This is a genomic window from Acinetobacter pengchengensis (assembly GCF_982235305.1).
This window is the reverse complement of sequence record NZ_CEVATJ010000001.1, coordinates 2,736,720-2,761,146: the sequence shown is the minus strand read 5'-3', so window position 1 is coordinate 2,761,146 and position 24,427 is coordinate 2,736,720. Positions and strand designations below refer to the sequence as shown.

Sequence of the window (24,427 nt, the reverse complement as noted above, 5' to 3'; positions counted from 1 at the left end):
TAAGGCTTAAGCGCCAACCATCACCATTGCAGGGCGGAGTAAGCGACCATGTATGGTGTAGCCTTTTTGTAATACGTTGCCAATTTCGTTGGCTTTTGCATTTGGATCAATCCCTACGGCTTGATGCAGGTCTGCATTGAAACCATTGGCTGTATCAATCACCACTACACCAAACTTTTCTAAAGTGGTCAGTAGTGATTTCAATGTGAGTTCCACACCTTCAGACAAGGCCGTTTTTTCATCACCATTGGCGGCAATGGCACGTTCAAGGTTGTCTACTGAATCTAACAATTCTTTCGCAAACTTTTCTAAAGCAAACTTTTTAGCGGTATCTGCTTCGCGTTCTAAACGCTCTTTGGTTTTTTCAGCTTCGTAAACTGCATTGGCAGTACGTGCTTTTTCCAATTTTAGATTTTCTTCAAGTTTGCTCAGTTGTTCTTGTAAAGACTCAACGGAAACTTCTGCTTGCTCAGTATCTTGCGCTGTTTGTTGTTCCGTTTGCGCTTGCTCAAGGTCTTGAGTTTGTTCGTTCTGCTCAGTTGCCATTGATTTACTCCGTTTAAATGGGTTTTTAAACATGTACAGTCCTTTGGCGTCAGTGCTAATGCAAACTGCGTTATTGCTGAACTGCCATGGTTCGAGAAGTTCGTAATTAGTTAAGAAATCGGGGCAGGGTAGATAAAATTCAAGCGTCTTTGCAGATTAATTTTAATTTGCTTTTTACTTTAATAGGACTTACGCATTGACGGATTCAAAAAAGTATTAAAATACTTTATAAAGTATCTGTGATCAGACGAATTAAAAATGCTTCTACAGCAACTTGTACTCTACCCATTTATATGGGCTTTCTCATGACAGAACCGAACTCTATTAGCTGCACACAACTTGCCGAGACTTATAATATCTCGCATGATAGTGTAAATCGCTTTCTAGAGCGTGAAGACTACACACCTCACGACCTATATCAAGAAGCAATTCAACATATTGATAATAATAAACTTATAGTCAGTATTGATGATACTGTTTTAGATAAACCATATAGTCAACATATGGACTTAGTTAGCTATTTTTGGTCAGGCAAACACCACCGATCCGTCAAGGGTATTAATCTCATTACCTTGTATGCGACAGATCAAAATGGTCAAAATATTCCAATTAATTTCCGAATTTATGACAAATCTGAAAGTAAAACCAAGAATGATTACTTTATGGATATGTTAAGTGAAGTACTCAGTTGGGGTGCAAAGATTCAATTTATTACAGGTGATAGTTGGTATTCATCGACTGGAAATCTAAAAACCATAAGAAAATATGGTATTCGATTTATGTTTGGTATCGACTGTAACCGTAAGGTTTCCCCAGAAAAAGGACAATGGTTTCAACTGCGTTTATTGCCAGATTTCCATCAGGGTCAAGTGGTCTGGCTCAAAGATTTTGGCTTTGTACAATTATTTAAGACTCAGTTAAAAGAACAGCAGAGGTTTTATATTGTGCATCAAGATGAAGATGATTTATTGTCCTTTGATGGTTTTTATGAATTACATTCAAGTCATTGGAAAATAGAACAATATCATCGAGTAATTAAACAGGTTTGTCATATTGAAAAGTTTCAAGTAAGACGATCCAAGCTGATTTTGAATCATATTTTCTCAGCCTTGATGGCCTATGTTGAGATACAAAAGAACCAGTTTGAGCGGATCTTTGAAAATGTATATCGTTGGCAGAAGAAATTATTTAAACCAATTATCAAGAACTTTATTGATGAATTTATTCTCGATAAGAATCATCTGCTGCCACAGAAAATCTATAAATAATAGTGCGTAAGTCCTATTTAACTAAAAATAACAATTTTGCTGCACTTTAATGTTGCAAGTGAAGGCTAGTTTAAAGCAAAAAGATGCGGCATTTTGGTGCTAAAAAATGAATTTAAAGCCTAAAAAGCATTTGATTTATATGGGAATTGACCTGTAGCTCAGGATTTTTATTTTAGCTTTCATTGAATAGCCGTGCTAAGGACGTGTTAAGTAAGAGCTAAACAAATTATTTTAGAGTTATTTTTTTACAATAATTTATACGCTGCTTATTCTTTGTGCATAGATGCTATATTGCTGTAGTTTCTAGTGTATTGTTAAAAGTGTTTTCTGGCTTATCCAAGCTCTAGATAAGCCTTTTTTTACTTCATTTGTTTAGCATAGCTGCAAGACTTAATCACGATCCCGTCTTTGTTCACGGTCTTTACGATTTTCCTGCCAGCGTTTACGTGCTTCCTCACGTTTTTTACGTTCAGCTTCAACTCGCTGTTTACGTTTTTGTTCAAGCTGCTTGCGCTGTTGTTCCGAAAGTCGTTTACGTTGCTCAGCTAAACGCTGGCGTTCTTGCTCGTGTTTTTGCCGTTGCAATTGCTTTTGTCGGTTTTGTTCCCATTCACGACGCTCAATTTCGCGCTTGCGACGTTCTAATTCTACCCGTTGTTGGCGCTGTTGATATTCCCAACGCTGACGATCATAGTCATAACGTCGATCATCATAATCATGGCGACGTTCATAACGAGGATCATAGCGACCATCGTAGTAACCATCTTCAGGAAATGCGACACAGCCTACGGCTAAAAAAGCAGTAGCGCATGAGAGTAATATCAGTTTTTTAGCCATGTTCCACCTCCTGAGCCAATCTATAAATTTGCAAGAAACATGCATAATGGTCAGCTAAACTGTCAATGACAGCGTCATAAAAGCAGGGTAGCGTATAGGTAATTTGAATGTGTATAACGATTGAAGCACTTGTATAACAAAATGGTCACTTTACTGTTGATCATGAAGAAATTATGAAGCATTAGGTAAATCATGCAGATATATAAAAAGGAATAGGCATGCAAATTTTGAATTCTTCTCTCAAAAATAAATTGCACAAAAGACAAGGTGCTGCTGCACGTGCATTAAATAAGTTACCAAGTCGAGTGCATCATACTTTGGCTCACGCCTTGGGTTATCCATATCATTATCCAGACCTTGATCCATTTATTAAATGCATGATGGCAGCACAATTAAAGCAAGGGAAAATAGGTTTTATTGGTGCTGACCCTGTGCAGTCCAGACAAGCATTTGATCGACAAATGCAATCAATTCTGAGTACTCCAACTGCGGTCAAAAGGGTTGAAGAAATCCGTTTAAACTTGGCCAGTGGCAATATCGCAGCGCGTTATTATCATCCTGCACCCCATAAAAAATTGCCTTTAATCGTGTTTTATCATGGTGGTGGATTTGTGGTGGGTGGTTTAGACAGCCATGATGAATTCTGCCGTTTGATGGCAGTGCACGCCAATGCGCAAGTATTGAGTGTAGCGTATCCTCTCGCGCCTGAAGCCAGCCCACAGCAGATTATTCAAGTCTGTGAAGATGCTTTGGCATGGGCGTATCAACATCGTCGCGAAATGAAAATTTTAAAAAATCGTATAGCGGTGGCAGGCGATAGCGCAGGCGGCAATATTGCCGCGGTGGTTGCTCAGCGTAGTGCTCATTCAGCTTATGCACCTGACGCACAATTTTTAATTTATCCAGCCTTAGATTTTAAGAGCCGACATCCTTCATTTTTTGCTTATAAAGATGGTTTAGTATTGACGGGACAAGATATTGATTTTGTCACCCAACACTATGTCGCACAGCATCAGGTCGCTTTGGATGATCCAATCATTTCACCAACTTATGGCAAATTGAAAAAACTGCCACCTACCTTTGTGGTCACAGCAGGGCATGATGTGTTGCATGATGAAGCTGAAATTTATGCACATAAATTACGTCAGAATGCTGTCACGGTAAAATATGTAGAATATTTAGATCAAACTCATGGTTTTATTAGCATGACCTTTGTGTCGCGACGCGCTAAAAAAATCAGCATTGAAATGTGCAAAAACTTTAGAAAATTCTGGGATCGACCACGTAGCTAAATCTTGGATTGTCTGTTTTAAGCTGTTTCACGTGGAACAATGAAACTAGAGCAGCGATTTTTGCTTCGGTAAAAGTCAGCTCCAATTCAGGTATGTAAAAAACCGTTGATGAAGCGTGCCTGATTAAATCAGGAAAGAAACCTGGATTCTATTGCTAGGACGCGTGTTTGAACGGGATTAATATGCCGCGAAAAGAAGAATTAAATTGATAGGATTTCCTTTGCCATATTTGCTAAATTGTTATTAAAAGTGCAGTAGGGATGTAACGAGTATTCATCTGAAAGCTACGTTGCGGAAAGCATTTTTAAGTTGAATGGCGAATTGCAAGGTTGAGTGTTGTATTTTGCAACTCATCTGCCGATCTTGATATCCCAATCAAAGCTTGCAGTTCTTTCGGAATGCCCCAAAGCTGCAGTCTGTGTTACACAGAAGACTCAGATGGAACGAATATTTTTAGCAATGGTAGATAAACGACGCTACGTAAATAAAGGATGATCTAAAATCAGCAGCTCATCATCAGTACCAATAGGGTTAGCGTGTAACGTCCCTACATGACTTGAATAGGACGACCTAAAAAAAGAAGGTGCTAAGCCAAAAATAATGCCTGTTGTAAAAATTCTGGATTGAGCCAACAATCTAAAATATAGGCTTCACCTTGCAGTTGCCAAGGTGTGGGACACAGTCGGATCTGATCTGAATTATTTTTATACATAAGTTTTCCAGCATGATAAAAAATAACCACTGATTTATTCACATAATCTAATTAATATAGAGCAATGCAAATACAACACTGATGGATTGGTCAGCAAATGTTAAAACAAAGTATGTTCACCATGTCGGCAATGCTTATCAGCTTCAATACCATGGCAGCCAACACCGTGGTAGAAATGACAACCAGTATGGGCAACATTGAAATCGAGTTGTTTAATGACAAAGCCCCAATTTCTGCAAAGAAATTTGAAAACTATGCTAAGTCAAACTTCTATAATGGTACGATTTTCCATCGTGTCATTCCGGGCTTTATGGTGCAAGGCGGTGGTATAGATGCCAATATGCAAGAAAAGCCAACCAAAGCGACCATTCGTAATGAATCAAGTAATGGTTTGAAAAATACCCGTGGTACCTTAGCGATGGCACGTATGAATCATCCTGATTCTGCTAGCAGCCAATTTTTTATTAATGTGGTAGATAACAATTTCTTAAATCGAAGTCCACGTAACGCAGGCTATGCGGTATTTGGACAAGTCATCAAAGGGATGGATGTTGTCGATAAGATTGTGAAAGTACCCACTGGAAACTATGGTATGCACCAGAATGTACCGAAACAAGCGGTAAAAATACTCAGTGTGAAAGTGAAAGAGGCTGCTCCAACAAAATAAGCGAATTTAGATTACAAAAATATGAAAAACATATTTTTAATTTAAAATTATAGGGTTACTATGAGTTTTGTGTGTTTTTGAACCAAAATGGTGCGTAAAAATCCAACACTCGTGAAAACAAGTAGTTAAAAGCACTTGCACGTGTAGGAAATTGCCCTATAATGCACCCATCCCGACGCGAAACAGCCTACGAACTTAGCTCACAGGGTTAAGTTGCAGAGAAAGTTTTGCGTTATATTTTCACTGACGAAGTGAAAATAAGATCATTAAGAGATTATGAAGAACAACTTGTGTGGATTTTTACTGGTTGATTGATCGAAATTATTTTCATTGATTGATTGGTTTAAATTACTCGAAGTTTATTTGAGCGAAATTTAAGTCAGAAAATTGATGAGCCAGATTTGGTCACTTCGAATAAAGTGACAAAATGATTTTAACTGAAGAGTTTGATCATGGCTCAGATTGAACGCTGGCGGCAGGCTTAACACATGCAAGTCGAGCGGGCGAGGTTGCTTCGGTAACTGAGCTAGCGGCGGACGGGTGAGTAAAGCTTAGGAATCTGCCTATTAGTGGGGGACAACATTTCGAAAGGGATGCTAATACCGCATACGTCCTACGGGAGAAAGCAGGGGACCTTCGGGCCTTGCGCTAATAGATGAGCCTAAGTCGGATTAGCTAGTTGGTGGGGTAAAGGCCTACCAAGGCGACGATCTGTAGCGGGTCTGAGAGGATGATCCGCCACACTGGGACTGAGACACGGCCCAGACTCCTACGGGAGGCAGCAGTGGGGAATATTGGACAATGGGGGGAACCCTGATCCAGCCATGCCGCGTGTGTGAAGAAGGCCTTTTGGTTGTAAAGCACTTTAAGTGGGGAGGAGGCTCTCTTGGTTAATACCTAAGAAGAGTGGACGTTACCCACAGAATAAGCACCGGCTAACTCTGTGCCAGCAGCCGCGGTAATACAGAGGGTGCGAGCGTTAATCGGATTTACTGGGCGTAAAGCGCGCGTAGGTGGTTAATTAAGTCAAATGTGAAATCCCCGAGCTTAACTTGGGAATTGCATTCGATACTGGTTAGCTAGAGTATGGGAGAGGATGGTAGAATTCCAGGTGTAGCGGTGAAATGCGTAGAGATCTGGAGGAATACCGATGGCGAAGGCAGCCATCTGGCCTAATACTGACACTGAGGTGCGAAAGCATGGGGAGCAAACAGGATTAGATACCCTGGTAGTCCATGCCGTAAACGATGTCTACTAGCCGTTGGGGGATTTGATCCTTTAGTGGCGCAGCTAACGCGATAAGTAGACCGCCTGGGGAGTACGGTCGCAAGACTAAAACTCAAATGAATTGACGGGGGCCCGCACAAGCGGTGGAGCATGTGGTTTAATTCGATGCAACGCGAAGAACCTTACCTGGCCTTGACATAGTAGAGACTTTCCAGAGATGGATTGGTGCCTTCGGGAATCTACATACAGGTGCTGCATGGCTGTCGTCAGCTCGTGTCGTGAGATGTTGGGTTAAGTCCCGCAACGAGCGCAACCCTTTTCCTTACTTGCCAGCATTTCGGATGGGAACTTTAAGGATACTGCCAGTGACAAACTGGAGGAAGGCGGGGACGACGTCAAGTCATCATGGCCCTTACGGCCAGGGCTACACACGTGCTACAATGGTCGGTACAAAGGGTTGCTACACAGCGATGTGATGCTAATCTCAAAAAGCCGATCGTAGTCCGGATCGCAGTCTGCAACTCGACTGCGTGAAGTCGGAATCGCTAGTAATCGCGGATCAGAATGCCGCGGTGAATACGTTCCCGGGCCTTGTACACACCGCCCGTCACACCATGGGAGTTTGTTGCACCAGAAGTAGGTAGTCTAACCGTAAGGAGGACGCTTACCACGGTGTGGCCGATGACTGGGGTGAAGTCGTAACAAGGTAGCCGTAGGGGAACCTGCGGCTGGATCACCTCCTTAACGAAAGATTGACGATTGGTAAGAATCCACAACAAGTTGTTCTTCGAGATATATCGAATGAAAGATAGAAAAAGTATTGTTTCTCTTTTTTAATTTTAGGGATAAGTCGTGCACTACGCGCTGCGCTTGTCTTGCGAAATAAAAGAAGAGATCAACGATCTCTTCTTTTATTTCTCAGGGTCTGTAGCTCAGTTGGTTAGAGCACACGCTTGATAAGCGTGGGGTCACAAGTTCAAGTCTTGTCAGACCCACCATGACTTTGACCTAGATTGAATAAATCAAGTTACAGGAATTGAAGATACATCGAATCACAGATGATAAGCTGGGGACTTAGCTTAGTTGGTAGAGCGCCTGCTTTGCACGCAGGAGGTCAGGAGTTCGACTCTCCTAGTCTCCACCAAATTTCAAGATTAGAAAACTTAAAGCACTGCTTTAAGGCTTTTCCTTGAAATTTAAGCAAACAGCTATGCTGTGCGCAGGCACACATATACTGGAGCTTTAAGCTAAAGATTGCAGAACTTAATAAAAGATCGAAAGAATCGAGAGATTAAATTTGATGGTTTATTAAGTTCTGTGATTTATCACAGTTGACTGCAGTCCGACGAGGATGCAGTGAATCATTAACAGATTGGCAAAAATTGAGTCTGAAATAAATTGTTCATACTCATGACTAACATAACACTAACAGTGATTTATTGCTGTGACGTGAAGTGAAAGAAATGAGTTACTAGCGATTAACTGAATCAAGCGTTTTGGTATATGAATTTAGATTGAAGCTGTACGGTGCTTAAGAGCACGGGACTTCAAACTGTAGATTAAATAGATCATTGATTATTTATTTAATTGTCTTAATCCTACTTGTAGGGATTAACGACTGTTTGGGGTTGTATAGTCAAGTAATTAAGTGCATGTGGTGGATGCCTTGGCAGTCAGAGGCGAAGAAAGACGTGATAGCCTGCGAAAAGCTCCGGGGAGGCGGCAAATATCCTTTGATCCGGAGATGTCTGAATGGGGAAACCCACCTACCTTAAGGTAGGTATCGTATGATGAATACATAGTCATACGAAGCGAACGAGGGGAAGTGAAACATCTCAGTACCCTTAGGAAAAGAAATCAATTGAGATTCCCTCAGTAGCGGCGAGCGAAAGGGGAAAAGCCCATTAAGTTATGTGTGTTTTAGTGGAATGCTCTGGGAAGTGCAACCATAGTGGGTGATAGTCCTGTACACGAAAGGGCACACATAATGATGACGAGTAGGGCGAGGCACGTGAAACCTTGTCTGAATATGGGGGGACCATCCTCCAAGGCTAAATACTCCTGACTGACCGATAGTGAACCAGTACCGTGAGGGAAAGGCGAAAAGAACCCCTGTGAGGGGAGTGAAATAGATCCTGAAACCGCATGCATACAAGCAGTGGGAGCCAACTTGTTTGGTGACTGCGTACCTTTTGTATAATGGGTCAGCGACTTATATTCAGTAGCGAGGTTAACCGCATAGGGGAGCCGTAGAGAAATCGAGTCTTAATAGGGCGTATAGTTGCTGGGTATAGACCCGAAACCGGGTGATCTATCCATGAGCAGGTTGAAGGTTGGGTAACACTAACTGGAGGACCGAACCCACTGTCGTTGAAAAGCCAGGGGATGACTTGTGGATAGGGGTGAAAGGCTAATCAAACTCGGTGATAGCTGGTTCTCCCCGAAAGCTATTTAGGTAGCGCCTCGGACGAATACCATTGGGGGTAGAGCACTGTTTCGGCTAGGGGGTCATCCCGACTTACCAAACCGATGCAAACTCCGAATACCAATGAGTACTATCCGGGAGACAGACTGCGGGTGCTAACGTCCGTAGTCAAGAGGAAAACAATCCAGACCGCCAGCTAAGGCCCCAAAATCATAGTTAAGTGGGAAACGATGTGGGAAGGCATAGACAGCTAGGAGGTTGGCTTAGAAGCAGCCACCCTTTAAAGAAAGCGTAATAGCTCACTAGTCGAGTCGGCCTGCGCGGAAGATGTAACGGGGCTAAAACTATGTGCCGAAGCTGCGGATGTATACATTGTATACGTGGTAGGGGAGCGTTCTGTAAGCCGACGAAGGTGGATTGAGAAGTCTGCTGGAGGTATCAGAAGTGCGAATGCTGACGTGAGTAACGACAAAACGGGTGAAAAACCCGTTCGCTGAAAGACCAAGGGTTCCAGTCCAACGTTAATCGGGGCTGGGTGAGTCGACCCCTAAGGCGAGGCCGAGAGGCGTAGTCGATGGGAAATTGGTTAATATTCCAATACTTCAGTGTAATGCGATGAGAGGACGGAGAAGGTTAAGTCAGCCTGGCGTTGGTAGTCCAGGTGAAAGGAAGTAGGCATGCATCTTAGGCAAATCCGGGGTGCTCTATGCTGAGATCTGATATCAAGCTGTACTTGTACAGTGAAGTGGCTGATACCCTGCTTCCAGGAAAAGTCTCTAAGCTTCAGTTACACTGGAATCGTACCCGAAACCGACACAGGTGGTCAGGTCGAGTAGACCAAAGCGCTTGAGAGAACTCTGCTGAAGGAACTAGGCAAAATGGTACCGTAACTTCGGGAGAAGGTACGCTGTTGATGGTGATAGGACTTGCTCCTTGAGCTGTCGACAGCCTCAGAAACCAGGCCGCTGCAACTGTTTATTAAAAACATAGCACTCTGCAAACACGAAAGTGGACGTATAGGGTGTGATGCCTGCCCGGTGCTGGAAGGTTAATTGATGGGGTTAGCGTAAGCGAAGCTCTTGATCGAAGCCCCAGTAAACGGCGGCCGTAACTATAACGGTCCTAAGGTAGCGAAATTCCTTGTCGGGTAAGTTCCGACCTGCACGAATGGCATAATGATGGCGGCGCTGTCTCCAGCAGAGGCTCAGTGAAATCGAATTCGCCGTGAAGATGCGGTGTACCCGCGGCTAGACGGAAAGACCCCGTGAACCTTTACTGCAGCTTGACATTGAACTTTGACCTTACTTGTGTAGGATAGGTGGGAGGCTTTGAAACTTGGACGCTAGTCCGAGTGGAGCCGTCCTTGAAATACCACCCTGGTAATGTTGAGGTTCTAACTCTGTCCCGTTATCCGGGACGAGGACCATGTCTGGTGGGTAGTTTGACTGGGGCGGTCTCCTCCTAAAGAGTAACGGAGGAGTACGAAGGTGCGCTCAGCGTGGTCGGAAATCACGCGTAGAGTATAAAGGCAAAAGCGCGCTTAACTGCGAGACCCACAAGTCGAGCAGGTACGAAAGTAGGTCTTAGTGATCCGGTGGTTCTGTATGGAAGGGCCATCGCTCAACGGATAAAAGGTACTCTGGGGATAACAGGCTGATACCGCCCAAGAGTTCATATCGACGGCGGTGTTTGGCACCTCGATGTCGGCTCATCTCATCCTGGGGCTGAAGCAGGTCCCAAGGGTATGGCTGTTCGCCATTTAAAGAGGTACGCGAGCTGGGTTTAGAACGTCGTGAGACAGTTCGGTCCCTATCTACCGTGGGCGCTGGAAATTTGAGAGGATCTGCTCCTAGTACGAGAGGACCAGAGTGGACGAACCTCTGGTGTACCGGTTGTGACGCCAGTCGCATCGCCGGGTAGCTATGTTCGGAAGGGATAACCGCTGAAAGCATCTAAGCGGGAAGCCTACCTCAAGATAAGATTTCCCCGAGGCTTTATGCCTCCTAAAGAGCCGTTGAAGACTACGACGTTGATAGGTTGGATGTGGAAGCATAGCGATATGTGAAGCTGACCAATACTAATTGCTCGTGAGGCTTGACTATACAACACCCAAGCAGTTGTTGTACGAACTTCGAAAGAAGTGAGGATCAATCGATTTCATATTGATCTAACGATCAAACAAAAACTTGATTTAGTGAACGCTAAACAATAAACTTCAGACCCAATAGCCAACCTGTTAATAACTCATTTGGAACCAAGTAAGGCATTACATGCAAAAGCATCAAGCAAAAGCAATGTAACTAAGACCCGAACAAGTCCATAACAGTTGTGCTGGCGACCATAGCAAGAGTGAACCACCTGATCCCTTCCCGAACTCAGAAGTGAAACCTCTTCGCGCTGATGGTAGTGTGGGATTACCCATGTGAGAGTAAGTCATCGCCAGCTCATTATTCAAACACCCTCAACAATCGTTGAGGGTGTTTTTTTATGGGGAAAGATAATATTAAAAGAATTTTAAAACCAAATATTTACAATAATAAATTATGTGAAAAATACAGCATATATCAAATTATCATAAATTGTAGCAAGTTTATTTGGGCGAATTTATCTACAACTTTAGTCTAGGTTTTTAAGAAAATTAACCACAGTTAATTTTTTGCTGTAGACAAAAAGTGAATATTGATTCATTTTATATACAAAAGTGAATAATCATTCATTTTTTATAAAATAAAAAGCTCACAATTGGAGGTGAGGAAAAAATGACAGCAACAACAATGAATGTGAATGCTGTAGTGGATCAAGCAAAGTTTAAACCTTTTCATTTAAAAATTGTACTTTGGTGCGTATTTGTCGTTATTTTTGACGGTTATGATTTGGCGATTAACGGTGTAGCTTTACCACTACTGATGCAAGAATGGAATATGACGGCTGTACAGGCAGGTATGCTTGCGAGTACGGCACTGGCAGGTATGATGTTTGGCGCCATGTTGTTTGGCATGTTGGCAGACAAAATTGGCCGTAAAAATGTCATCTTAATTTGTGTGACGTTATTTAGTGGCTTTACTTTTTGGGGTGGCTTCGCATCTAACCCAACAGAGTTTGGTATTTTACGTTTTATTGCAGGTTTAGGGATCGGCGGGGTATTGCCTAACCTTGTGGCCTTAACCTCTGAATATGCACCACAAAAAATGCGTAGTACCTTAGTCACTACCATGTTCAGCGGCTATGCCGTGGGTGGCATTATGGCTGCCTTACTTGGTGCATGGTTGACGCCTAGCTTTGGCTGGGAAGTGATGTTCTATATTGCGGGATTACCGTTACTTATTTTGCCTTTGTTGTGGTTTTTCTTACCAGAATCTTTAACCTTTTTGGTGAAAAAACAGCAACATGAAAAAGCGCGACATATCGTCCAGCAAATTAGCCCACAAGAACATATTAGTCCTCAAACACAATTTGTATTAAATGAAGTACAAACCGCAGATGCTTCGATTTCAGCCTTATTTAAAAATAACCGTGGCATGAGTACCTTGCTGTTTTGGTGCTGCTTCTTTATGTGTTTGTTGATGGTTTATGCTTTAGGCAGTTGGTTGCCAAAACTGATGATGGCGGCAGGTTATTCATTGGGTAATAGTTTAATGTTCTTGATGGCCATGAATATTGGCGCAGTGATCGGAACTATCAGTGGCGGTATTTTAGCAGACCGTTTCCACTTAAAACCTGTGATTATTGGCATGTTTTTATTGGGTGCATTCTCTCTAGTGGGTCTAGGCTTCAATTCACCACAGCCTGTAATTTATTTATTGGTCGGCTTAGCGGGTGCTTCTGCCATTGGCAGCAGTATTTTACTGTATAGCTTTGTTGCACAGTATTATCCACTCACGATTCGTTCTACAGGTATCGGTTGTGCTTCTGCAGTGGGGCGTGTCGGTGCGATTGTAGGCCCTATTATTATTGGCGTACTTTTGGGTATGAATTTACCGCATAAAATGAACTTTTTGGCGGTGGCGATTCCTGCGGTGATTGGTGCAATTGCAGTGGCAATGATTCGTTTACAAAGTACATCACAGGTGGTGAGTGAGCCAAGTGTGGTCAAAAAAACCAGTCGATCTTATAGTTAATTGATCGTTAATATTGTGGGACTTTGAAATTAAGGAGCATCGCTCCTTAATTTTTTGCTTATTCACTGTGTAGAAGACTCAATTAAGAAAGTGTGTAGCGATACATTTCTATTATGCTCAGGGTGAGTTTCATTGGTTATGATGTCTTGATTAGCACAAGCAAAGATTGAACGAATAAAGGAGCAATCAGGATGCTCAAGATGAATCGGCAACACTATGGATTTATAGGTCTAGTTACATTGGGTTTAATCACAGGGTGTAATGCACAAGTTCAGCCGAAACAGAACTCGGCTACTTTAGAGTCAAAATCAACTTCTGCACAAAATTTACAACGCTATCAAGTACAGCCAATTGCAGATTTTAATGAGCCGTGGGCATTGGCAGAGTTACCAGATGGACGTCTATTAATTACAGAAAAAGCGGGGAAATTAAAACTTTTTAATCCAAAAACAGGTCAAAGCTTAGATGTTCAAGCTATCCCTGAAGTGGCTTATGGCGGACAAGGTGGTTTGGGTGATGTCATTTTAGATCCTGAATTTAAACAGAATCAGCAGATTTATTTAAGTTATGCCGAAGCGGGTACTGGTGGTTACGGTGCAGTCGTGATTCGGGGTAAGCTTTTATTAGATGCTAAACCCACGCCAAAACTTGCTCAAATTCAAAGAACTTGGCAGCAAGTACCTAAAGTATCGGGACAGGGACATTATGCGCATCGTATAAAGTTTGGCGCAGATGGCAAATTATGGATAAGTTCTGGTGAGCGACAAAAGTTTGAACCTGCTCAGGATTTAAAATCTAATTTAGGCAAAATTTTGCGTTTAAATGCGGATGGTACAACTCCTTTAGATAACCCATTTCAAACACATGGAGAGATTGCCAAACAAGTCTGGAGTTTGGGGCATCGCAACCCATTAGGCATGGCATTTGATCCCGCAGGGCAGCTTTGGGTCGCAGAAATGGGACCTAAAGGCGGTGATGAGTTGAATTTAATTGCTAAGGGCGAAAACTATGGCTATCCGCTGGTATCGAATGGTGATCATTATAATGGGTTGCCCATTCCAGACCATGCGACTCGTCCTGAATTTACAGCCCCTGTTCTGGATTGGACGCCTGTCATCTCTCCCTCAAGTTTGATGTTTTATACGGGAGATGTATTTCCACACTGGAAGCATAAAGCCATTCTTGGTGGGTTATCTTCAAAAGCAATTATTGTGGTGGATACGCAAGCACAGCCCGTTCGGGAGTTACAGCGTATCGCGATGGGGCGGCGGATTCGTGGTGTACTCCAAGCACAGGACGGCAATATTTGGGTGATTGAAGATGGTCAATCTGCCAGATTGCTTAAATTGGTGGCTCCATAAAATAAGTTTCTTCAGGTCGAAACTTATTTCAGAGTGGGACAAGAAACAGATAGAAAAAAGCCCCAACATCATGTCGGGGCTTTTTCAGATTTATGTTTAGGTATTACTCCTGTTATACCTTTCAGCGTCCTGCCGTTATATTATTTATTATTGTTATTCTTGCTTTTTGAAACATCCTGTTTCTGTATGTGTTAAATATAAAATGAAAGGTGATTTTTGCCTAGCATCAATTTTCTGCAATGCATGTAAGCTAAAACGTACAACGAGATATCGGTAAAACGAATATCAATAAACTGGACTTATTGAGTTTTGAATGATTGATTGTATTTAATAATTGTCTTATTCAATAAAAAACCCCAAGTCCATTTTCTTGTACTTGGGGGATTTGAACAGCAGAAAGATGCAGCTAGTATGCAAATTGATTACATCAATTTAATACCTTGTTGTCCTGCAGGGGTGACTCTAAAAATTTCAACTTCAAAGGTAATATTTTTACCTGCTAAAGGATGGTTAAAGTCTACTTCGGTCACATCATCATTGACCGATTTCACCACGCCATAGAGGCTTTGTTTGGCTTTATCTTCAAACTCAATCATGTGTCCTTCAACTGGACGTTGCTCAAATTTAACCGTATCAAAAGTTTGTACGTTTTCAGAATTCCATGGACCAAATGCTTCTTCAGGTGGAAGACTCACGGTACGGCGGTCACCTGCACGTAAACCAAATAATGACTTTTCAAAACCAGGTAATAGGCTGCCATCACCCATGACCAAACTCACAGGTTCAGCGCGGCTACGGGTGTTGTCAATTTCTACACCATTTTCAATGGCGACAGAAAAGTGCAACTCGACTTTTGAGCCATCTTCAATACGAGTTTCATCATTTGGATTAATAATTTCAGTCATGTTGCGCCTGCGCTCGTTCAATTCGGTGTTTTTCTAGGAAAAAGGTATCAATTAACAGCAGAATGGTGCCAAGCGTGATGGCACTGTCTGCAATATTAAAGGCAGGGAAGTGGCTGTTGTTGTAGTACACGTGAATAAAATCGACCACGTAGCCAAGGCTGACCCGATCAATTAAATTCCCAATCGCACCGCCTAAAATCAAGGCAATCGCCAAAGGCAGTACGATGACATTTTTTGGCATACGCATCAGCCAAAATACAAAAATTACAGACACTAAACCTGCCAATGAGGTAAAGAAATAACGTTGCCATCCACCTGCATCGGACAAGAAACTAAAGGCAGCGCCATAGTTATGCAGTAAAGTCCAATTCAAAAAGGGCAATACAGGCACAGGATCTGCGTAATTCAGATGCGATACTGCAATCCATTTGGTCCATTGATCCAGAATAATCGCGACAATGGACAAGCCAATCCACCATAAATTGTGCGGATAAAACTGGAATAAGCCCTTTTTGTGTTGTGAATTAGGCATATTTTCTCTCTTCGCCTTGACCTGTTGGAAGGTTGATAATACAACGTGAGCATAAGCCTGGATGTACAGAATGTGTATTCACATCAGGAAGTACATGCCAGCAACGTACGCATTTTTCGCCATCTGCTGCAGAAACTTTCACGTTCAAGCCATCTAAATCAGAGGCTTCACCTTGTGCAGCATCAAAGTCATTTACAATCACTTGTGAAGTAATCAGGACAAAACGTAGCTCATCGCCTAGTTTATCCAATACGGCTTTGAGTTCGTCATTGGCCCAAAGTTCAACTTTGGCAGACAGGTTGGAACCGACTATTTTGGCGGTACGCGCAGCTTCGATGAACTTATTGACAGCAGATTTAACTGCTATCAGGGTTTGCCATTCCGCTTCTGCCAGGATGTTGGCTTCAGAAGCCACTGGAATGTCATACCATTCTGCTGTGAAAACATATTTTTCTGATTGCTCAGGAATGAGCGGCCATGCTTCTTGTGCCGTAAAGCTTAAGATTGGTGCAATCCAACGAACAAAAGCCTGAACCAAGTGATACAAAGCGGTTTGTGCAGAATGACGTGCTTGCGAGTCCGCTTTGGTGGTGTACTGACGGTCTTTGATGATGTCGAGGTAGAAGCCACCCAAATCGTTAATACAGAAGTTAGTCAGCGCACTGGTTACGATATGGAAGTTCATATCTTCATAGGCTTGCTGAATGGTTTTTTGTACTTCTGCGGCACGTTGTAGGATGTATTGATCTAGTGCAATCAATTGATCTACAGGAAGCGCATCTGTCGATGGTTTAAAACCATTTAAGTTGGCCAACAAGAAACGCAAGGTATTACGGATACGACGATAACCGTCTGATGCACGGCTAAAGATTTCCTTACCTGCCGTCATTTCATAGCGATAATCTGCAGATGCAATCCAAAAGCGTAAACCGTCTGCACCCATGTCTTTAATAATGTCTTGTGGGGTAATGATGTTACCCAACGATTTCGACATTTTGCGACCTTTTTCATCGACCACAAAGCCGTGTGTTAACAAGCCTTTGTATGGTGCGCGCTCATTGATTGCAATCGAGGTGAGTAATGAAGATTGGAACCAACCACGGTGTTGGTCTGAACCTTCAAGATATAAATCGGCTGGGTCTTGCAACTCTTCACGCTCACGTAGAACTGCATAATGAGTCGTACCTGAGTCGAACCAAACGTCTAAGGTATCGCGCACTGCATTGTAGTGCTCGGCATCATCACCAATGAAGTCTTTAGCTTCACGGTTATACCAACCATCAATCCCTTCTTGTTCGATCAGTTTTGCAACGTCTTCAATCAATTCAGGGGTGCGAGGGTGCAATTCATTGGTGTCTTTATGCACGAAGAATGGAATTGGTACCCCCCATGTACGTTGACGTGATATACACCAGTCTGGACGACCTTCAATCATCGCTTGGATACGGTTTTTACCCCAATCTGGTACGAAGCTGATGTCATTTTCAATCGCATTCAGTGCGCCTTGACGTAAACCTTTGGCATCCATGCTGATAAACCATTGTGGTGTCGCACGGAAAATAATTGGAGTTTTATGGCGCCAGCAGTGTGGATAGCTGTGTTTGATTGGGTGATGTGCCCAAAGCTTATTGTTTTCTGCCAAAGTCGCAATAATTTGTGGATTGGCTTTGTAGATGTGTTCGCCTGCAAAGATTGGTGCTGTCGGTAAATATACGCCATTACCACCGACAGGATTGTCAACTTTTAGGTTGTATTGTAAGCCAACTTTATAGTCGTCCACACCGTGTCCAGGTGCGGTATGTACTGCACCTGTACCGCTTGTTGCGGTCACGTGTTCACCTAAAATTACAGGCACTTGGCGTGTTTGAATCAGTGGATGTTGCAAGATCAGGTTTTCGAGTTTGTCACCTGTAAAATCAGCTAGCACTTCATAGCTGCCAAAACCATAGCGTTCAGTCGCTGACTGTACCAATTCTTTGGCCAAAATAAAGTTTTGTGGTGCTTTGTCATCAGCACGTGCTTTCACCAATTGGTATTTAATTTCGGCATGCAATGCAACGGCTTGGTTCGCAGGCAAAGTCCACGGTGTGGTCGTCCAAATTACAATGTCAGTAGCATCATTCATTTGCACACCCAAGCGTGCAGATAAATCGGCTAAATCGACCACAGCAAAACCGACATCAATTGCATCGGATTTTTTATCTTCATATTCAACTTCGGCTTCTGCCAAAGCAGAACCACAGTCTAAACACCAGTTTACAGGTTTAAGACCTGGTTCAATATGACCTGCTTTGGCAATTGCACCCAATGAACGCACGATGTCGGCTTCTTGCTTGAAGTTCATGGTGAGGTAAGGGTTGTCCCAATCACCAAATACGCCCATACGCACGAAGTCTTTTTTCTGTAATTCGACTTGGGTGTAAGCATATTCGCGGCAGGCTTTACGAAAAGCCGAAGCATCGACTTTTACGCCCACCTTACCTACTTTTTCTTCTACTTTAAGTTCAATCGGTAAACCGTGACAGTCCCAACCTGGAACGTAGGGTGCGTCAAAACCATCCATGACACGGCTTTTAATAATAATGTCTTTCAGGACTTTATTGACCGCGTGACCCAAGTGAATTTGACCATTGGCATACGGAGGGCCATCGTGAAGCACATATTTTTTCTTGCCAATACGCGATGCACGAATCTGCTGATAAATGTTGTCGGCATACCACTCTTCTAACCATTTCGCTTCACGTACTGCGAGATTTGCTTTCATTGCAAATTCAGTACCTGGGAGGTTTAGCGTGGCTTTATAATCCACTGCATTTTCAGGAGTTTGCTTATCGCTCATGCAAGTTGTCTTCCAGTTGAATCAGCCCATGGACTGACGCGTTTTACATTAAATATTTAGGGTAAATTAAAAAGGGAAATTTGGATGATCTTGTCGAAATTCAAGAAGTTTTTCAACATCATCATCAATTCCCGCTTTGAGTGCTTCAAGCGAAGGGTAATTTTTTTCGCTATGTAAATAGTTTAAAAATGTGACCCGCATTAATAAGCCATACAGATTAGCAGAAACATTGGGGAAATGTACTTCTAATCGCCATTCGGGCTGTACTTGTTGAATGGCTGGGCGCGTACCTACATGCCCTGCACCAAACAGACTGTTCGGGCTGTAGCCTGCAACACCCGTTTTGTGAGGATGATCGTGTTTGACTTTTTCGCTTAAAGCGGTGGTTTCACAGACCACTTCAACGCCATAAATGCCATTTAAGCAGGGTTTATGGCGGTTTAAGCGTACATTAATGGTTGGAAAATCAAGTGTGCGACCAATTTGATCGCCATATTGGACGCGCCCTGTAATGCTATATGGGCGTCCAAGCAGTTTGGCTGCGAGTGCCAAATCACCAGCTTGTAAAGTTTGACGAATACGAGTTGAGCTAACACGCTCACCATTTAGTTCAATGGTGTTTAAATTGGTGACCTGAAAGCCATAGTTGCGCAAAAACTCACTATTGCCTTGGCGATTTTTACCAAAATGGAAGTCATCACCCAAGACCAAATGCGAGGCATTCAGGGTGTTTTTTAAAAGTTTTGCAAAGGCTTCGGCAGTTAAACTACGGAAATGACTGTCAAATTTCGCAACTGCAATGTAGTCGACCCCCAATTCGGTCAGATATTCGACTTTTTCCCGCAATGATGAAATACGCGGTGGAGCATCATAACCTTTAAAGAATTCAAGTGGTTGAGGCTCAAAAATCATCACCACAGTTTTTAGATTTTGTTGTTTTGCAACGGCTTTGAGCTGATGAATCATGGCTTGATGACCCAAATGCACCCCGTCAAAATTACCGATGGTGACAGCGGTTTTTTCTAATTGGGTATTTGAAGGCAAAGCATTTAGACGGAGCAGCTTCATGGGCAAATCAAGTGCTTGGAATTAAGAACGGCTTATATATTGCCATATTCTTGGGCATTCGTCTTGTGGTTGTTTTTTGACAACGAAAAATTTAGTGCAAAGTATACTTATATCAATTTTACTTATTTATTTAATATAAATTAATCAATTTTTCTTATTTATAGATTTGATTAGTATAAATGTAGATTTTAAATGAGGCCGAACTCATGCAAAAACCATTTACACAACTTGGACAGCGCCACAATATCATTCGTCAATTCACCCCCAACTGGTTCACTGTCAGTATGGGAACAGGTGTTGTGGCGTTAATTGTATCAGAGTTTCCGATGATAAAGGCACTCACATGGCAACTCGGCACAGGGCTGTGGTATTTCAATATTTTATTGTTCGTACTTTTTAGTGTGCTATATGGCTTACGTTGGGCATTTTATCTGCACGAAGCCAAACAGATTTTTCAACATCCAAGCATGAGCCTATTTTTAGGGACGATTCCGATGGCGCTGGCCACCATCCTCAATGGCTTTTTAAAGTATGGTCAGCCTATTTATGGCGACACAGCTGTACAGATTGCGCAAACGCTCTGGTATGCCGATGTGGTCTTAGCGCTCTTGGTGGCGTGGGCAGTTCCTTTTGCCATGTATCGACATCAGGAGCATGCTTTACAGCAGATGACCGCGGTGTGGTTATTGCCGATCGTGGCCTGTGAAGTTGCAGCCAGCAGTGGTGGTTTATTACTGGGGCATTTGGCAGCTGATACTCACGCCGTTGCGATTTTATTGGGTAGTTATGTGTTGTGGGGTGTTTCAGTATTACCCGCCTTTGCAATTTTAACGATTTTAATGTTGCGTTTGGTCTTACATAAATTGCCTGAAAAAGAGTTGGCGGTCAGCAGTTGGTTGGCTTTGGGGCCGATAGGCACTGCTGCTTTGGCGTTATTGGTTTTGGGGCATCAGGCACCGACGCTGATGGCGAGTTTGGGCTTAGTACAACTGGGTCAGTTATTTCAGCAGGCGGGAATTTTGGCCAGTTTAATTCTGCTGGGTTTTGGGCTGTGGTGGTTGGGGATTGCGGTACTGACGACTTTGCACCATGCCAAACAGGACTTACCATTTAATTTGGGTTGGTGGGGACTGACCTTCCCATTGGGCGTATATACACTGGCAATCTTAACTCTAGCCCAACAACTCAATTTGGCCTTCCTGTATGCCGTTGGCTATGCTTTTGCAGCCATACTGATGTTGTTATGGAGTTTGGTCGCAACCAAGACGGCACAGGGTTTTTATCAAGGTCATTTGTTCTTTTCACCGTGCTTAAAAACCTATTTAGAACAGCAGTATAAATGAGCTCTGAAATCCTTTCAGTTTAAAGCGCCATCTGATCTTATGTAGGTTGTTTGAGCAGAGACCAGAGGCGCTTTTCTTTCGGATCAATTTGTTTTCTAATGGCACGCATGAAGTCTGTTAATTGAGTATTTTATGTCGGATGTCGCATTGATCATGGCTTTGCCGAATGAGTCTAAAGGATTGTTTGAGCAGGCAGGGATTCAGGTGCATTACAGTGGTATTGGTAAGGTCAATGCTGCGTTTAAAGCCTTTGAAGTGATTCAAAAAACAGGCTGTAAAACCCTGATTAATTTAGGTACAGCAGGCAGTACGTATTTTGATAAGCACGAGTTGGTTGAAGTCTCTCAATTCGTACAACGTGACATGGATGTCTCTCCACTGGGTTTCGCTGTCGGTTTTACCCCATTTGACACCATGCATCCTGCTGAAATTCATTTGGAACGCTATTTTGAGCATTTGCCGAGTGGCATTTGTGGCACGGGGGATAGCTTTGAAACGGGTACACCTAAAGTACCGTGTCAGTTGGTCGATATGGAAGGCTATGCGATTGCCAAAGTCTGTAAAAAATTACGAGTACGCATATTGTCAGTTAAATATATTACCGATGGTGCCAATGATACAGCGCATTTAGATTGGGAAGAAAACTTGTTATTGGGTGCACAAAAATTATTGTCTTTGTATCAGGGGCTTAAATAATATTGTATGCCGAAAACGCCAAGACCCTAGTCATAACTAGGGTCTTGAGGTTAAAGTACGCGTCTATTGAGTGCTGCGTAATTAGTCTTGTGATTCTTGTTCAGGTGTGGCAGTGACCACAGCGGCTTGTGGTGCATCCACTTCGTTCTGACGCGGCATAATACCGTAAAGCATCATATGAACTGTATGTTGCAAGACACGTTGCAACATGCTGCGGTTGCGTAGGGTTTTCCCTGTTACCATTTCCATTTGCGTTGCAAAGTCAGCATAGTTTTGGGTAATCGCCCAAATATTCAAAATGAGCAATTCAGGATCAATCTGCTTAGACAGTTTGCCTTGCTCTTGCCACATGGTAATGACTTTAGCTTTGCGTTTGACCAGTTTTTTCAGAGGGCCTTTTAAAATTTCCTGAATATGTGGTGCACCTTGAATCACTTCTAATGCAAATAGACGTGATGCTTTCGGTTGAGTACGTGAAACCTCAATTTTTTGCAGCAAATAATTGGTAATTGCTTCATCAGGTTCGAGTTCAGCTTCGAGCATTTGTAAAGGTGCTAGCCATTTTTGCAATACCGTAGTCAGCACTTCAACATATAAGGCTTCTTTATTTTCATAATAATAGAAAATATTCGATTTATGCATCTCTGCAATTTGTGCGATTTCGTCCAAACTCGCGCCGCTAAATCCGTATAACGAAAATACGTCGAGTGCAGCATTGAGAAGCTGATGGCGTTTTTGTGTACTCTTTTTTTGTTCCATTCGTAATTTTAAAACAATGAAAAAAGGGAATCATTTATTGTACGGCAAATCATCAGGCTTGTGCATCTTTTAAAGATGTATTTTTAAAATATTTTGAGTTTATTCTGTAGTTTAGCTATTAAATCCGTGAAAAGTATGATTAGAGAGGGGGAGTATCTTGTTTTTGTATTTTCTGATTGAATGGATAAGCTTTTCAGATTTCTTATATAAATGACAAAAGTAAAGTTTCCTCCTACCTTGCATCAATTTTATTTAAAAAAACTAAACAGTGGTGTGGGTGCTGCCAATTTTGATCATCTTTACACTGTCGTGATGATTTGATTTAATTCACAGCATGTTCCACGTGAAACATCTTAAGGTTTTGATTGTGCTGTGTCATTCAATGTGCCAGTAAATCTTACTTAGAGCTGTTTTTTACATACAATTGAGTTGCGTTGATAGTTATATAAAGCCTGACGTGCATCGGGTAAATCGTCGACACTGGCAGGTGCAAACCCCTGTTCTAAAAACCAGTGTGCGGTGCGGGTGGTCAAAATAAACAACTGCTGAATGCCCATGGCTTTGGCTTTATCCTCTAAATAATCCAAAATTTGGCGACCACGGTTGGATTTACGATAAGCAGGATGTACCGCGACACAGGCAATTTCGGCAGACTTGAGTTCATGACCTGTGGTCGGAATTGGGTACAGGGCAGCACAGGCGAGAATCATGCCGTCACGTTCAATCACTGCAAATTGTCCAATTTCATTTTCCAGACGTTCACGTGAGCGATACACCAATACACCATCTTCTTCTAAAGGGCGTAATAGCCGAATCAGACCGCCCACATCCTGAATATTAGCCATGCGGACTTCTTCATAGTGCGCATCACTCACCATTGTGCCTGAGCCATCGCGGGTAAAAAGTTCTTCGAGTAAAGCGCCATCGTAGGCATAAGAAATGAGATGTACCCGATGTACGCCGTTTAATGAGGCATCTTGGGCTGCATTTAAATGTAAAGCCAGTTCAGGATGATGTCGCTGAGCATCTTCAATATATGGATTTAAATGTTGAGGATGAACTTCACGTTGTAATTGACCTTCGGCATTTTGTAAGCCGTGCTGCGCGCCTAAGAAAATCAGTTTGTCGGCTTTTAATTGAATGGCAGTTTTAGTCGCCACTTCTTCGGCTAACAAGTTAAATACTTCACCCGTGGTGGAATAACCTGTCGGGCCGAGTAACACAATATTATGATTTTCTAAATGGCGTTGAATAGCGTCGGCATCTACCGTACGGACTTCACCTGTTAGTTGAAAATCGATCCCATCACGAATACCATACGGTTTGGCGGTAATAAAATTGCCTGACACCACATCAATCCGTGCACCGTACATAGGGGAGTTCGCTAGCCCCATCGACAATAAAGCTTCAATTTGCAAGCGAATTGAACCAACAGCATTCATGACACAAGATAAAGACTCACGAGTGGTGACACGACGTTGCATGTGAAATGGCGTATCAATTTGGCTGAATTTTAAGTTTTGATTAATTTGTGGACGCGCACCATGTACCAGAATAAGTCGAATACCAAGCGAGTGCAGCAGAGCAATATCATGAATAATGTGCTGAAAGTTTTCATGCAAAACTGCTTCGCCATCGAACATAATCACAAAGGTTTTATTGCGGTGAGCATTGATATAAGGCGCAGAATGTCTAAACCAATGCACATATTGCAAGGTTGTGCTGTGCGGGTTTTCAGTCGGAGTCATTCGTTGGCCTGCTGTAATGGTGGATGGTGCTGTCTTTGATTCTAATCAAAAAATTCTGTAGCGGAAGTCTAAATATAAAAAAAC

16 protein-coding genes, 2 tRNA genes and 3 rRNA genes are annotated in these 24,427 nt (G+C 42.6%); 12 read left to right on the top strand and 9 right to left on the bottom strand.

Features of this window, described 5'->3' with window-relative positions:
• Positions 1-6: 6 nt before the first annotated feature.
• A complete protein-coding gene (grpE, locus tag AC0T5Z_RS13405; protein WP_277948952.1) occupies positions 7-579 on the bottom strand; it encodes a nucleotide exchange factor GrpE in 573 nt (190 codons plus the stop codon).
• Between the two features lie 206 nt (positions 580-785).
• On the opposite strand from grpE, the gene AC0T5Z_RS13400 reads away from it, so the two are divergent.
• On the top strand, positions 786-1,814 hold the full coding sequence (locus AC0T5Z_RS13400) for an IS701 family transposase (protein ID WP_473786284.1): 1,029 nt from the start codon (positions 786-788) through the stop codon (positions 1,812-1,814).
• Positions 1,815-2,204: 390 nt separating this feature from the next.
• On the opposite strand, the gene AC0T5Z_RS13395 is transcribed toward AC0T5Z_RS13400, so the two are convergent.
• The gene (locus AC0T5Z_RS13395; RefSeq protein WP_435337824.1) at positions 2,205-2,651 is read right to left on the bottom strand and encodes a hypothetical protein; all 447 of its coding nucleotides are present in this window, start codon (positions 2,649-2,651) and stop codon (positions 2,205-2,207) included.
• Between the two features lie 218 nt (positions 2,652-2,869).
• On the opposite strand from AC0T5Z_RS13395, the gene AC0T5Z_RS13390 reads away from it, so the two are divergent.
• Positions 2,870-3,943 carry an alpha/beta hydrolase gene (locus tag AC0T5Z_RS13390; RefSeq protein ID WP_096901983.1) on the top strand — a complete coding sequence of 358 codons (1,074 nt, stop codon included), beginning with the start codon at positions 2,870-2,872 and terminating at the stop codon, positions 3,941-3,943.
• Between the two features lie 586 nt (positions 3,944-4,529).
• Here AC0T5Z_RS13390 and AC0T5Z_RS13385 read toward each other — a convergent pair.
• A complete protein-coding gene (locus AC0T5Z_RS13385; protein WP_277948951.1) occupies positions 4,530-4,655 on the bottom strand; it encodes a hypothetical protein in 126 nt (41 codons plus the stop codon).
• Positions 4,656-4,752: 97 nt separating this feature from the next.
• Here AC0T5Z_RS13385 and AC0T5Z_RS13380 point away from each other — a divergent pair, with 97 nt between their 5' ends.
• From AC0T5Z_RS13380 to AC0T5Z_RS13345, 8 genes are all read left to right on the top strand, one after another.
• Positions 4,753-5,322 (top strand): peptidylprolyl isomerase, encoded by a 570-nt coding sequence (locus AC0T5Z_RS13380; protein WP_096901982.1) that lies wholly within the window; start codon positions 4,753-4,755, stop codon positions 5,320-5,322.
• Positions 5,323-5,756: 434 nt separating this feature from the next.
• Positions 5,757-7,293 (top strand): 16S ribosomal RNA (locus AC0T5Z_RS13375).
• Between the two features lie 177 nt (positions 7,294-7,470).
• Positions 7,471-7,547 (top strand) — tRNA-Ile (locus tag AC0T5Z_RS13370).
• 70 nt (positions 7,548-7,617) lie between these two features.
• A tRNA-Ala gene (locus AC0T5Z_RS13365) sits at positions 7,618-7,693 on the top strand.
• 490 nt (positions 7,694-8,183) lie between these two features.
• Positions 8,184-11,076 (top strand): 23S ribosomal RNA (locus AC0T5Z_RS13360).
• A 228-nt stretch (positions 11,077-11,304) separates the two neighbouring features.
• Positions 11,305-11,419: ribosomal RNA gene (gene rrf, locus AC0T5Z_RS13355) — 5S ribosomal RNA — on the top strand.
• Together the 16S, 23S and 5S rRNA genes with 2 tRNA genes alongside form the textbook arrangement of a ribosomal RNA operon.
• Before the next feature lie 314 nt (positions 11,420-11,733).
• Entirely contained in the window at positions 11,734-13,092 is a 1,359-nt protein-coding gene (locus AC0T5Z_RS13350) for an MFS transporter (RefSeq protein ID WP_435337414.1), read from the top strand.
• 191 nt (positions 13,093-13,283) lie between these two features.
• Positions 13,284-14,453, top strand: coding sequence for a PQQ-dependent sugar dehydrogenase (locus AC0T5Z_RS13345; protein WP_435337413.1), 1,170 nt, complete (start codon positions 13,284-13,286; stop codon positions 14,451-14,453).
• 422 nt (positions 14,454-14,875) lie between these two features.
• Here AC0T5Z_RS13345 and AC0T5Z_RS13340 read toward each other — a convergent pair whose 3' ends face one another.
• The 4 genes from AC0T5Z_RS13340 to ribF all read right to left on the bottom strand — a co-directional run bounded on the left by AC0T5Z_RS13340 (position 14,876) and on the right by ribF (position 19,797).
• The gene (locus AC0T5Z_RS13340; protein ID WP_096902455.1) at positions 14,876-15,358 is read right to left on the bottom strand and encodes an FKBP-type peptidyl-prolyl cis-trans isomerase; all 483 of its coding nucleotides are present in this window, start codon (positions 15,356-15,358) and stop codon (positions 14,876-14,878) included.
• Positions 15,351-15,890 carry a signal peptidase II gene (gene lspA / locus AC0T5Z_RS13335; RefSeq protein ID WP_096902456.1) on the bottom strand — a complete coding sequence of 180 codons (540 nt, stop codon included), beginning with the start codon at positions 15,888-15,890 and terminating at the stop codon, positions 15,351-15,353. The genes AC0T5Z_RS13340 and lspA overlap by 8 nt, the downstream gene beginning before the upstream one ends.
• Complete coding sequence (gene ileS, locus AC0T5Z_RS13330; RefSeq protein WP_435337412.1) at positions 15,883-18,729, bottom strand: isoleucine--tRNA ligase; 2,847 nt, start codon at positions 18,727-18,729, stop codon at positions 15,883-15,885. Before ileS ends, lspA begins: the two co-directional genes overlap by 8 nt.
• A 66-nt stretch (positions 18,730-18,795) precedes the next feature.
• A complete protein-coding gene (gene ribF / locus AC0T5Z_RS13325; RefSeq protein WP_096902458.1) occupies positions 18,796-19,797 on the bottom strand; it encodes a bifunctional riboflavin kinase/FAD synthetase in 1,002 nt (333 codons plus the stop codon).
• 206 nt (positions 19,798-20,003) lie between these two features.
• Here ribF and AC0T5Z_RS13320 point away from each other — a divergent pair, with 206 nt between their 5' ends.
• Positions 20,004-21,140, top strand: a complete 1,137-nt coding sequence (locus AC0T5Z_RS13320) for a TDT family transporter (protein ID WP_096902459.1) — start codon at positions 20,004-20,006, stop codon at positions 21,138-21,140.
• Between the two features lie 132 nt (positions 21,141-21,272).
• Positions 21,273-21,836 (top strand): 5'-methylthioadenosine/S-adenosylhomocysteine nucleosidase family protein, encoded by a 564-nt coding sequence (locus tag AC0T5Z_RS13315; protein WP_435337411.1) that lies wholly within the window; start codon positions 21,273-21,275, stop codon positions 21,834-21,836.
• An 81-nt stretch (positions 21,837-21,917) separates the two neighbouring features.
• On the opposite strand, the gene AC0T5Z_RS13310 is transcribed toward AC0T5Z_RS13315, so the two are convergent.
• Both AC0T5Z_RS13310 and argA read right to left on the bottom strand, forming a co-directional pair.
• Positions 21,918-22,595, bottom strand: a complete 678-nt coding sequence (locus tag AC0T5Z_RS13310) for a TetR/AcrR family transcriptional regulator (protein WP_096902461.1) — start codon at positions 22,593-22,595, stop codon at positions 21,918-21,920.
• A 401-nt stretch (positions 22,596-22,996) separates the two neighbouring features.
• Positions 22,997-24,343 carry an amino-acid N-acetyltransferase gene (gene argA / locus AC0T5Z_RS13305; RefSeq protein WP_096902462.1) on the bottom strand — a complete coding sequence of 449 codons (1,347 nt, stop codon included), beginning with the start codon at positions 24,341-24,343 and terminating at the stop codon, positions 22,997-22,999.
• Between the last annotated feature and the right edge of the window lie 84 nt (positions 24,344-24,427).

Excerpts from the sequence above, each read along its gene's own strand:
- grpE (WP_277948952.1), bottom strand. The coding sequence starts at position 579 with ATGTTTAAAAACCCATTTAAACGGAGTAAATCAATGGCAACTGAGCAG.
- AC0T5Z_RS13395 (WP_435337824.1), bottom strand. The coding sequence starts at position 2,651 with ATGGCTAAAAAACTGATATTACTCTCATGCGCTACTGCTTTTTTAGCC.
- AC0T5Z_RS13390 (WP_096901983.1), top strand. The coding sequence starts at position 2,870 with ATGCAAATTTTGAATTCTTCTCTCAAAAATAAATTGCACAAAAGACAA.
- AC0T5Z_RS13385 (WP_277948951.1), bottom strand. The coding sequence starts at position 4,655 with ATGTATAAAAATAATTCAGATCAGATCCGACTGTGTCCCACACCTTGG.
- AC0T5Z_RS13380 (WP_096901982.1), top strand. The coding sequence starts at position 4,753 with ATGTTAAAACAAAGTATGTTCACCATGTCGGCAATGCTTATCAGCTTC.
- AC0T5Z_RS13350 (WP_435337414.1), top strand. The coding sequence starts at position 11,734 with ATGACAGCAACAACAATGAATGTGAATGCTGTAGTGGATCAAGCAAAG.
- AC0T5Z_RS13345 (WP_435337413.1), top strand. The coding sequence starts at position 13,284 with ATGCTCAAGATGAATCGGCAACACTATGGATTTATAGGTCTAGTTACA.
- AC0T5Z_RS13340 (WP_096902455.1), bottom strand. The coding sequence starts at position 15,358 with ATGACTGAAATTATTAATCCAAATGATGAAACTCGTATTGAAGATGGC.
- lspA (WP_096902456.1), bottom strand. The coding sequence starts at position 15,890 with ATGCCTAATTCACAACACAAAAAGGGCTTATTCCAGTTTTATCCGCAC.
- ileS (WP_435337412.1), bottom strand. The coding sequence starts at position 18,729 with ATGAGCGATAAGCAAACTCCTGAAAATGCAGTGGATTATAAAGCCACG.
- ribF (WP_096902458.1), bottom strand. The coding sequence starts at position 19,797 with ATGAAGCTGCTCCGTCTAAATGCTTTGCCTTCAAATACCCAATTAGAA.
- AC0T5Z_RS13320 (WP_096902459.1), top strand. The coding sequence starts at position 20,004 with ATGCAAAAACCATTTACACAACTTGGACAGCGCCACAATATCATTCGT.
- AC0T5Z_RS13315 (WP_435337411.1), top strand. The coding sequence starts at position 21,273 with ATGTCGGATGTCGCATTGATCATGGCTTTGCCGAATGAGTCTAAAGGA.
- AC0T5Z_RS13310 (WP_096902461.1), bottom strand. The coding sequence starts at position 22,595 with ATGGAACAAAAAAAGAGTACACAAAAACGCCATCAGCTTCTCAATGCT.
- argA (WP_096902462.1), bottom strand. The coding sequence starts at position 24,343 with ATGACTCCGACTGAAAACCCGCACAGCACAACCTTGCAATATGTGCAT.